The 9,578-nt window shown below is 64.7% G+C and carries 9 protein-coding genes; 3 read left to right on the plus strand and 6 right to left on the minus strand.

Annotated elements, in window-relative coordinates; all coding sequences use genetic code 11:
- The coding region (locus tag ACEW8G_RS10255; RefSeq protein ID WP_373488325.1) for a biotin/lipoyl-containing protein at positions 1-301 on the minus strand (301 nt) is incomplete at its 3' end.
- Positions 302-434: 133 nt separating this feature from the next.
- Here ACEW8G_RS10255 and ACEW8G_RS10260 point away from each other — a divergent pair.
- Complete coding sequence (locus tag ACEW8G_RS10260) at positions 435-890, plus strand: universal stress protein (protein ID WP_373488326.1); 456 nt, start codon at positions 435-437, stop codon at positions 888-890.
- 3 nt (positions 891-893) lie between these two features.
- Here ACEW8G_RS10260 and ACEW8G_RS10265 read toward each other — a convergent pair whose 3' ends face one another.
- The 3 genes from ACEW8G_RS10265 to phaR all read right to left on the minus strand — a co-directional run bounded on the left by ACEW8G_RS10265 (position 894) and on the right by phaR (position 5,540).
- A complete protein-coding gene (locus tag ACEW8G_RS10265) occupies positions 894-3,299 on the minus strand; it encodes a ribonuclease R family protein (protein WP_373488327.1) in 2,406 nt (801 codons plus the stop codon).
- 84 nt (positions 3,300-3,383) lie between these two features.
- Complete coding sequence (proS, locus tag ACEW8G_RS10270; RefSeq protein WP_373488328.1) at positions 3,384-4,916, minus strand: proline--tRNA ligase; 1,533 nt, start codon at positions 4,914-4,916, stop codon at positions 3,384-3,386.
- A 51-nt stretch (positions 4,917-4,967) separates the two neighbouring features.
- Complete coding sequence (phaR, locus tag ACEW8G_RS10275; RefSeq protein ID WP_373488329.1) at positions 4,968-5,540, minus strand: polyhydroxyalkanoate synthesis repressor PhaR; 573 nt, start codon at positions 5,538-5,540, stop codon at positions 4,968-4,970.
- Positions 5,541-5,613: 73 nt separating this feature from the next.
- On the opposite strand from phaR, the gene ACEW8G_RS10280 reads away from it, so the two are divergent.
- Together ACEW8G_RS10280 and ACEW8G_RS10285 are read left to right on the plus strand one after the other, a co-directional pair.
- Positions 5,614-6,651, plus strand: coding sequence for an alpha/beta fold hydrolase (locus ACEW8G_RS10280; RefSeq protein ID WP_373488330.1), 1,038 nt, complete (start codon positions 5,614-5,616; stop codon positions 6,649-6,651).
- Between the two features lie 61 nt (positions 6,652-6,712).
- Entirely contained in the window at positions 6,713-7,885 is a 1,173-nt protein-coding gene (locus tag ACEW8G_RS10285) for an acetyl-CoA C-acetyltransferase (protein WP_373488331.1), read from the plus strand.
- Positions 7,886-7,912: 27 nt separating this feature from the next.
- On the opposite strand, the gene ACEW8G_RS10290 is transcribed toward ACEW8G_RS10285, so the two are convergent.
- Together ACEW8G_RS10290 and alr are read right to left on the minus strand one after the other, a co-directional pair.
- Positions 7,913-8,671 (minus strand): extensin family protein, encoded by a 759-nt coding sequence (locus tag ACEW8G_RS10290; RefSeq protein WP_373488332.1) that lies wholly within the window; start codon positions 8,669-8,671, stop codon positions 7,913-7,915.
- Positions 8,672-8,714: 43 nt separating this feature from the next.
- A partial coding sequence (alr, locus tag ACEW8G_RS10295) for an alanine racemase (protein WP_373488333.1) occupies positions 8,715-9,578 on the minus strand: 864 nt, incomplete at its 5' end.

The following is a 9,578-nucleotide window of genomic DNA, read 5'->3' on the forward strand; positions in this document are numbered from 1 at the left end:
GCGCTGGAGCGGCGGCGGGTGCGGGCGCGGCAGCGGCGGGCGCATCGCTGACCTCTTCGCCCTCCTGCGCGATGATCGCAATCACCTCGCCCACCTTCACATTGTCGGTGCCCTCGGCGATCAGAATTTTGGCGATGACGCCTTCATCAACCGCCTCGAATTCCATCGTGGCCTTGTCGGTCTCGATCTCGGCCAGCAGATCGCCCGACGCAACGGTATCGCCCTCCTTGACCAGCCACTTTGCCAGCGTCCCTTCTTCCATGGTGGGCGAGAGCGCGGGCATTTTAAGATTGATGGGCATAGGTCAGTGTCCCCCGATTCATGCATCGGCGCTCGTTTTCGGCCCTTAGCTGCGTAGGGTCAAGGGGGCAGGCCCTTGTCATGCCCATCATTTTTATGGCACTCTTCCGCCATAAGAGGGGCCTGACAACAAAATGCGGATATATCTGGTGATCATGGACGAATCCAGCGAGGCGCGGGCCGCGCTGCATTTTGCCTCGCGCCGCGCCCAGCGCAGCGGCGGGCATGTCCATATTCTGGCGATTGTGCCCAAGCAGGATTTTGTTGCCTGGGGCGGGGTGCAGGCCACCATCGAGGATGAAGCACTGGCGCGCGCCGAGGAGCTGGTGACCAGCGTGGCGGGCGCGCTGTTCGCCGAAATGGGGCAGAACCCTGTGATCACCGTGCGCACCGGCGATGCATCGCGCGAAATCCGTGGCTATCTGGCCGACCATCCAGATGTTGCGATGCTGGTGCTGGGGGCGGCGTCCAGCGGCGCGCCGGGGCCGCTGATCAGCCACTTTGCGGGCAACGATGCCGGAGCCCTGCCCTGCCCGCTGACGATCATCCCCGGCGGCTTGTCGGACACCGACATCGACCGCCTCACCTAGGTTCTACCGGCTTTGGTGGCGGATGTTCGCCGGGCGACCACGCCGCTTGATCGGCGGGCGTTTCGGCCTGCCGCCTGCCGGACCATCGCGGTGATGCCCAGGCATGGAGCTGGCCCCTTCTGGCAACGCAAACTTCACCGCGCCGGTCACCGGATCGGCCTCTGCCAGCTGCAGTTCCAGCCGCTGGCCAATGGCGTAGCTGTCGCCGCTCGTTTCCCCGGTAAGCGTCTGGGCGCGCTCGTCGTAGTAAAATCGCTCAGCCCCCAAGGTTGACACCGGCACCAGCCCGTCGCCGCCGAATTCCTCAATCGTGGCAAAAAAGCCGAACTTCTGCACCCCGGTGATCCGAACTTTATGGATCTCACCAATACGCGTGGCGAGATAGGCCGCGACATAACGGTCGACCGTCTCGCGCTCGGCCTCCATCGCGCGGCGTTCGAAGCCGCTGATGGTGAGGCAAATGCGGTCGAGCGCAGTCTTGTCGTGCGCGCTGAGGCCGGTGGTCGGCGGCAGATCCGTGTCGGCTGGCGCGGCTTGCTCAAGCCCATAGGCATCGACCAGCGCGCGGTGCAGCAGCAGATCGGCATAGCGGCGGATCGGGCTGGTGAAATGGCCATAAGAGGCCAGCGACAATCCGAAATGCCCCATGTTGCGCGGGCCATAATAGGCCTGGGTCTGGCTGCGCAGCACCTGCTCCATCACCAGCGGCTTGACGGTTTCGTCCTTCACCCGCGCCAGCACCGTGTTGAAGGTGCTGGGCCGCACCACCTGCCCCAGCGCAAACGCAATATCGAACGTCTCAAGATAGTCCTTGAGCGCGACCAGTTTTTCGCGCGAGGGCGGCTCGTGGACGCGGTAGACCACGGGAGCTTTTTTCGCCTCGAGCGCCTTGGCTGCCGCGACATTGGCCGCGATCATGAAATCCTCGACCAGCCGGTGCGCATCAAGCCGGTCGCGCACCGCAACGCTGACAATCCGCCCCTCCTCGTCGAGCACAATGCGCCGTTCGGGCAGATCGAGATCGAGCGGCTCGCGCGCCTCGCGTGCCTTGAACAGCAGCTTCCAGCAGGCCCAGAGGGGCTTGAGCGCGGTTTCGGTGAGGTCAAGCCCCTCCCCTTTAGGAGTTTCGGAGGCACGTGACTCCGAAACTGGGAAGGGGGTGGGGGCGGCACTCGCGACGCCAGTTTCAGGCCCCACCCCAACCCCTCCCCTGAAGGGGAGGGGCGTGGTGCCATCAATTGCCGCCTGCGCATCCTCATACGCAATGTTCGCCGCCAGCCGCACGATGGCGCGGATGAAGCGCCAGTCTTTCAGCTTGCCGCTCGCGTCAATCACCAGATGACACACCATCGCAGCGCGGTCCTGTCCTGCTTTCAGCGAACACATGTCCGCCGACAGCACCTCGGGCAGCATCGGCACGACGCGGTCGGGAAAATAGACGCTGTTGCCGCGCTTGCGCGCCGCCCGGTCAATCTCGCCGCCAGGGCGCACATAATAGGAGACGTCAGCAATGGCGACGACCGCGCGAAAGCCACCCGCGTTGGCCGGGTCGTCATCGGGCGCGGCCCAGATCGCGTCATCATGGTCGCGCGCATCGACCGGGTCGATCGCGACGATGGGCAGATGCCGCAGGTCCTCGCGCGTCTCCGCATTAAGTGGCAGCTTTGCCGCCGCCTCGGCCTCGGTGATCGCGGCATCGGCAAAGTCGAGCGGGATGCCGTATTTGTGCACCGCGATCAGGCTGAAGGCGCGCGGCGCGAACGGTTCGCCCAGCACCTCGGTGACCTTGGCGGTGATCCGCTCGCGATGCCCGCCCTGTTCAGCCAGCACCAGCTGACCGGGCTGAGCATCGCCCGCATCGGAGATCGGCACCAGCCGCCGGATGCGCTTGTCGACGGGTTTCAGCCACAGCTTCGTCCCCTCGCCGCGCTCGACCACGCCGAGCAGCAGCTCGCTCGCACGGTGCAGCTTTTTCATGACAAAGCCGCGCCAGCCCTTGCCCGCCGCCTCGGTGCGCGCCAGCACCCGGTCACCCACTGCGAGCGCGCCCGAGCGGCCCTTTTCAGTGATGCGCACCTGCGGCACCGGCACGCCTTCGGCCACCCAGTTGTCGGGCACGCCAATCGGATCGCGCCCGTCGATCTCGACGATCCGCAGCACCGTGACCTTGGGCAGCCCGCCCATTTTGTGGAACGCCCGGCCCGGCGCGCTGTCGATCAGCCCTTCATCGGCCATGTCCTTGAGCAACGCCTTAAGCGCGATCTTCTCTGCCCCGCGCAGCTTGAAATGCTTGGCAATCTCGCGCTTGCCGGCGGGGTCTTCGGACTCGGTGATGAAGGTCAAAATCTGGTCGCGCGATGGCATGCCCGTGTGACGGGCGGCGGGTTTGACAGTGCGGGGAGAGTTCATGACGTCTGATATAGGGGCATGATGGCGGTGAAGCCATATGGTTCGTCAGTTTGGGGGTATGCGAATACGCGCTAACGCCCGCCCTCAATACGCGCGCGCCAGCAGCACCCGCTCCACCGCCGGTTCGCCGGTAAAGAAGCACGTCTCCCCCGAAGGCGATGACTGTTCAGGCGTGTTGCGGATGGTGAGCTTGAGCGATTTCAGCCGCTCGACCACGCCGTCGAGCGCGTCGCCGGTTGGGCGGCTCCAGTCGACCGCGACCCAGCCGGGATACTGGCTGGCGCCGAAATGCGCCTTCAACCCATCAAAGTCGGTCACATCGCTGCGCACGTTGGCATCGAGCCGCGCCTTGGCCGCGCTGAACAGGTTCGCCTCGATCTCCACCAGCAGTCCGGGTGCGGCATCGACGAACGCCTGCCAGCCCAAGGCCTGCGACGCCAGCCGGTCATCCGCGCCGTAAAGCGCATCGCGGCACAGCATCGTCACCTGCTCGCCCGCCGCATCGCGCCCGCCGATCTCAAGGATCAGCGGCGCGCCCTTTTTCACCCATCCCCAGCGCTTGGGCCCGGCCTTGCCCGCCTTCTTGTCGATCAGCACGCGCAACGGCTCGCCGAACGCCTGCGCGCCCACCAACGCCTTGCGGATGGTGTCGCAATACTCAAGCAATGCGGCATCCTCGGGGGTTTCGCGCAACATGGGGATGATCACGATCTGGTGCGGCGCGACCTGTGGCGGCACGCGCAGGCCATCGTCATCGCCATGCGTCATGATCACGCCGCCGACCAGCCGGGTGGACACGCCCCAGCTGGTGGTGTGCGCGAACTGGAACTGGCCCTCGCGGTCCTGAAAACGGATGTTCTGCGCGTGCGCGAAGTTCTGCCCCAGATAATGCGAGGTGCCCGCCTGCAGCGCCTTGCCGTCCTGCATCATCGCCTCGATCGAGTAGGTCGCGACCGCACCAGGGAAGCGCTCATTCTCGGGCTTTTCGCCCGCAATCACCGGCATCGCTAACGGCCCCTGCGCGAAATCGCGATACATCGCGAGGATCGTCAGCGTCTCGTCGAGCGCCTGCTCGCGCGTTTCGTGCGCGGTATGGCCTTCCTGCCAGAGGAATTCGGACGTGCGCAGGAACATGCGGGTGCGCATTTCCCAGCGCACGACATTGGCCCATTGGTTGACCATGATCGGCAAATCGCGCCAGCTCTGCAGCCAGCGCGAAAACGCGGTGCCGATCACCGTTTCGGATGTCGGGCGAACCACCAAGGGCTCTTCGAGCTTGGCTTCGGGGTCAACCACCAGCGCGCCGTCTTCCATCTTCAGCCGGTGGTGTGTGACGACCGCCATTTCCTTGGCAAAGCCCTCGACATGCTCGGCCTCCTTGGCGAAATAGCTCAAGGGGATGAACAGCGGGAAATAGCAGTTTTCGTGCCCGCTTTCCTTGATCTTGCGGTCGAGCAGCTGCTGCATCCGCTCCCAGATGCCAAAGCCCCACGGGCGCATGATCATGCAGCCGCGCACGCCCGATTCTTCGGCGAGATCGGCCTCCTGGATCACCGCCTGATACCATGCGGCAAAGTCTTCCTGCCGGGTGACGGGCAGGGCATTTTTTCTGGTCACTGAACTTGGGATCCTGCTGAACGGCTTATTGTTTTTGGGTTGAGGCTTGTCTCAGCCCTTGTCGGCGAGACCATCGATCTTGCGCTGCATTTCGGCGAGCTGCGCTTTCAATGCCGCGATTTCATCGTCCGATGACGGTGCGCTGCCCGGCGCAGCGTCCTTGCCCCCCGGAATGCGCGGGGTAAATGCGGTTGATGCCGCCTCGAACATCGCCAGGTTCTGCCGGGCGAGCTGCGCAAACGGGCTGTTCTTGATGCTGCCTTCCATCGCCGAATGGAACTTTTCCTGGTTCTTGCGGAACGCATCCATCGAGGCTTCGAGATATTGCGGGATCATCGACTGCATCGAATTGCCGTACATCGAAATCAGCTCGCGCAGGAAGCCGACCGGCAGCATCTGCTGGCCGCTCGATTCTTCTTCCATGATGATCTGGGTGAGGATGTTGTGGGTGATGTCGTCGCCCGATTTGGCATCGAGCACCTGGAAATCCTTGCCTTCGCGCGTCAGCTTGGCCAGAAAGTCGAGCGTGATATAGCTGGACGACCGGGTGTTATACAGGCGGCGGTTGGCGTATTTCTTGATGATGATAACGTCATTCGAATCCGAGGTGCCAGATTTGGCCATGCGCGCATCTCCCGATAAGCTTGGCGGCACTGTAGCACCGCACCATAGTGCACCGCAACATGGACCGCGCCCGTTGCCGCTTTTCCTTGCGATTGCCCGCGATGAGCTTGGCGATGACAACGAATCCATGGGATTGCTGCTCAAGGCGCTGCGCCGCTACCAGCAGGCTGACCGCAGCTTTATGCGGCCTGCCGGGCAGATATTGCTGCAGCACGGCAACGCGATATTGCGGAGCGCAGCCGGAATCGACGCCGTGCCAGACGCCGCGCCGTCGCGCATCATATTCGTGCCTTCGCCGATCAACGCGCCTTATGTGCTCGATATGGATGCCGATTGCTCGCTGATGGCGTGGCTGCACAACCATGGCCTCGCCAGCGGGCTGGTCGACTGGGGGCGGACCGAAACTGCCGACCGGTCCGACGACATCGACAGCTATGCGCATCACCGGCTCGTGCCGCTGCTCGAAGCGCTGCCGGGGCCGGTGCATCTTGTCGGCTATTGCCTCGGCGGGCTGGTCGCGATGGCGGCGGCCTGCCATGTGCGCGTCGCAAGCCTCAGCCTGATCGCGTCGCCGTGGCATTTCTCGGGCTATCCGCCTGCGCGCCGCGCCGAACTGGCCACGATGTGGCAGACGCACCGCAGCACCTGCGCGCAGCTGGGGCTGGTGCCGATGGAGGTGATGCAGCAGGGCTTCTGGACGCTGTCACCCGCCAAGCTCATCCAGAAATACCTGACTTTTGGACAGATGGCCGCAGACAGCCCGGCGGCGCGGCGCTTTGTCGCCATCGAAGACTGGGCCAATGGCGGCGATCCCCTGCCCTTTGCGCTGGGCGAACAGCTGTTCGAGCGGCTGTATGGCGATGACATCACAGGACGGGGTCAGTGGCAGGTCGGCGGGCGAGACATCCACGCCGATGCGGTGCTCGGCCCGGTCATGGAATTTGCCTCCGCGACCGACGACATTGTGCCACTGGCGTGTTCGCCCGATCTGCCGGGACGCGTTGTGCTCGGCTCGGGCCATGTCGGCATGATGGTGGGCAGCAAGGCCCCCGATCAACTTTGGCCGATGCTGAAAGATTGGATTTTGGCGCACGAGCCGCCTAAAGCGTGATCCGACCCAACGCGCTGCGGACACAAGACTCGCACGCCCCAATCGCACGGAGCCAGACCCCATGACCAACATCGTCATCACCGCCGCCAAACGCACGCCCGTCGGCAGCTTTCTGGGCGCCTATGCCGCGACCCCGGCGCACGAACTCGGCCGCATCGCCATCGAGGCGGCGCTGGCGCAATCGGGTCTGACCGGCGAAGACGTGTCCGAAGTCATCCTGGGCCAGGTGCTGACTGCGGGCCAGGGCCAGAACCCGGCGCGGCAGGCGGCAATCAACGCCGGCATCGCCAAGGAAACCCCGGCTTATGGCGTCAATCAGGTGTGCGGATCGGGCCTGCGCGCGATCGCCTTGGGCTATCAGTCGCTGCTGACGGGTGACGCCGACATCGTGGTTGCGGGCGGGCAGGAGAACATGTCGCTCTCCGCCCACGCCCAGATGATCCGCGCCGGGCAGAAGATGGGCGACATGAAGCTTGTCGACACGATGGTCTATGATGGGCTGACCGATGTGTTCAACCAGTATCACATGGGCATCACGGCGGAAAACCTCGCCGAGAAGTATCAGATCAGCCGTGAGGCGCAGGACCGGTTCGCGGTGCGATCACAGAACCTGGCCGAACAGGCGCGCGCCGACGGACGGTTTGTCGATGAAATTGCCGAGGTCACGATCAAGGGCCGCAAGGGCGACACCATCGTCAAGGACGACGAATATATCCGCGCAGGCGCAACCTACGAGAGCGTCGCGGGCCTGCGCCCTGCGTTCAAATCGGACGGCACCGTCACCGCTGCCAACGCCAGCGGCCTCAACGACGGCGCGGCAGCGCTCGTTCTGATGCGCGAGGACGCGGCTGAAAGGCGTGGCCTTACCTCGCTGGGCCGTATTGCCAGCTGGGCATCGATGGGTGTCGATCCTTCGATCATGGGCATCGGCCCGGTCTCGGCCAGCCGCCGCGCGCTCGCCAAGGCGGGCTGGCAGGTCAGCGACCTTGACCTCATCGAATCCAACGAGGCGTTTGCCGCACAGGCACTGTCGGTTACGCAGGAAATGGGCTGGGACCCGGACATGGTCAACGTCAACGGCGGCGCGATTGCCATTGGCCACCCCATTGGCGCAAGCGGCGCGCGGGTGCTGACCACCCTGCTGTATGAAATGAAGCGGCGCGATGCGAAAAAGGGTCTGGCGACCCTGTGCATCGGCGGCGGCATGGGCATCGCGGTCTGCATTGAGCGCTAACGCAAGCAATCATGTCAGCTGGCGCGCCTAGCGGCAGGTGCGCCAGCTGGTCGCGCCGCGTTCCGCCTGATCGATGTGGAAGTGGTCGTGATGCGCCGCGTTGTATTCGGGCGACAGCACGGTTGAAAACAGGTCGCACGCATCATCACGCACCGCGCGCAGGAAGCGGGCCTTTTCGCTGATGGTATCTGTGTCAGCGTCTTCGCCGGTCGGGGCCCAGTCGCCCTGAACAGATATGCGGCGACCATCGGCGAGCACAAAGCCGCTGATGTCGATGGCATTGGCGGTCGCGTGTTCGCTCCACGCGCCCTCGCTGCGGCCGTACATGCGGCGGCACGAATAGCTGCCGAAATGCTCGATTCGCGTCACCGGGCTGCCCAATATGCGCTGTGCGGCAGGCTGGACGCTCTGCGTCTGCCAGATCAACAGCGCCGCCATCACCGGACAGGACGGCGCGACGCTGGCGGGGCTGAGCGCGAGCAGGTCCTGGCCCGAGGAAACCCGCACAGCATCCGGCACGATGCACTGTCCCTCGCCGCGCGTTGCAAGCGCTTCGTGCTTGAGGCCTGACCCGGCCAGCAGCGCCAGACAGCCATCGCGATCCTGGGTCAGCGCGGCAAGCTTGCGCCCGGTGAACATGCCCACCGGATCGTGCAGCGACAGTTCGGTCCACGGCAGGTCCTGCGGCCGGGGCTTGAACCATGCATAGGCGGCAATCGCGAGCCACGTCAGGACGACAAACCAGATCGCACGCCGTGCCCAACGGATGAGGATCGATCGTTTCATACGCGACGTTCTACGCAAGACACGCCGCTTCGATGCCAGACATTCAGTCCTGCCAGACGCGGTCGAAACGATGACCGATCTGGGTCAGCCATTCATATTGGCTGATTCCGGTCATTGCTTCGGCAGCGGCGAGATCGAGGTCGCAGTGCAACCAGTCGCCTTCGTGCAGATCGAGCGCACGGCTGATGTCAACGCAGGTCAGGTCCATCGACACCCGTCCAATGACGGGCAGCAGCGCGTCGCCATGGCGGAACCGGCCCAAGCCGGACAGCGCCCGCTTGTAACCATCGGCATAGCCCAAAGCGACGGTCGCGGTGCGCATATCGGCAGGCGCGGTGAAGGTCGCGCCATAGCCGACCGTTTCCCCGGCGCGCACATCGCGCACCTGCAGGATGCGCGCCTCGAGCGTCATCACCGGGCGGATGACACCGGCCAGTGCCGCGCACGGCACGCCGCCATACAGCGCGAGCCCAGGCCGGGTCAGATCAAACGCATAGTCCGCGCCCAGTGCGACCCCGGCGCTGTTCGCCAGGCTGTAACGCCGCGCGCGGACCTCGCGCATGACCGCAACATAGCGCGATTGCTGCGCAGCATTTTGCGTGCTGGTGTCATCGGCTGAGGCAAGATGGCTCATACAGATATCGATATCCAGCCCCGCGAGCAGGTCACCCAGCGGCGCATCATGGCGCAGCCCCAGACGGTTCATGCCGGTGTCGATCATCACATGGCAGCGCCCGCCGCCCATCGCCCGCCAGCGCGCCACCTGCGCTTCGCTGTTCAACACCGGCACCGCGCCCAGCGAAGCCGCTATCCCCTCCTCGCCCGGTGCGATCCCGTGCAGCACAGCAATGCTCGCCGGGTCGATCACATCAGCCAGCGCCGCCGCCTCCTGCCAGTGCGCGACGAA

Origin of the sequence: Blastomonas sp., from assembly GCF_041747255.1 — a bacterium.
Lineage (GTDB): Bacteria > Pseudomonadota > Alphaproteobacteria > Sphingomonadales > Sphingomonadaceae > Blastomonas.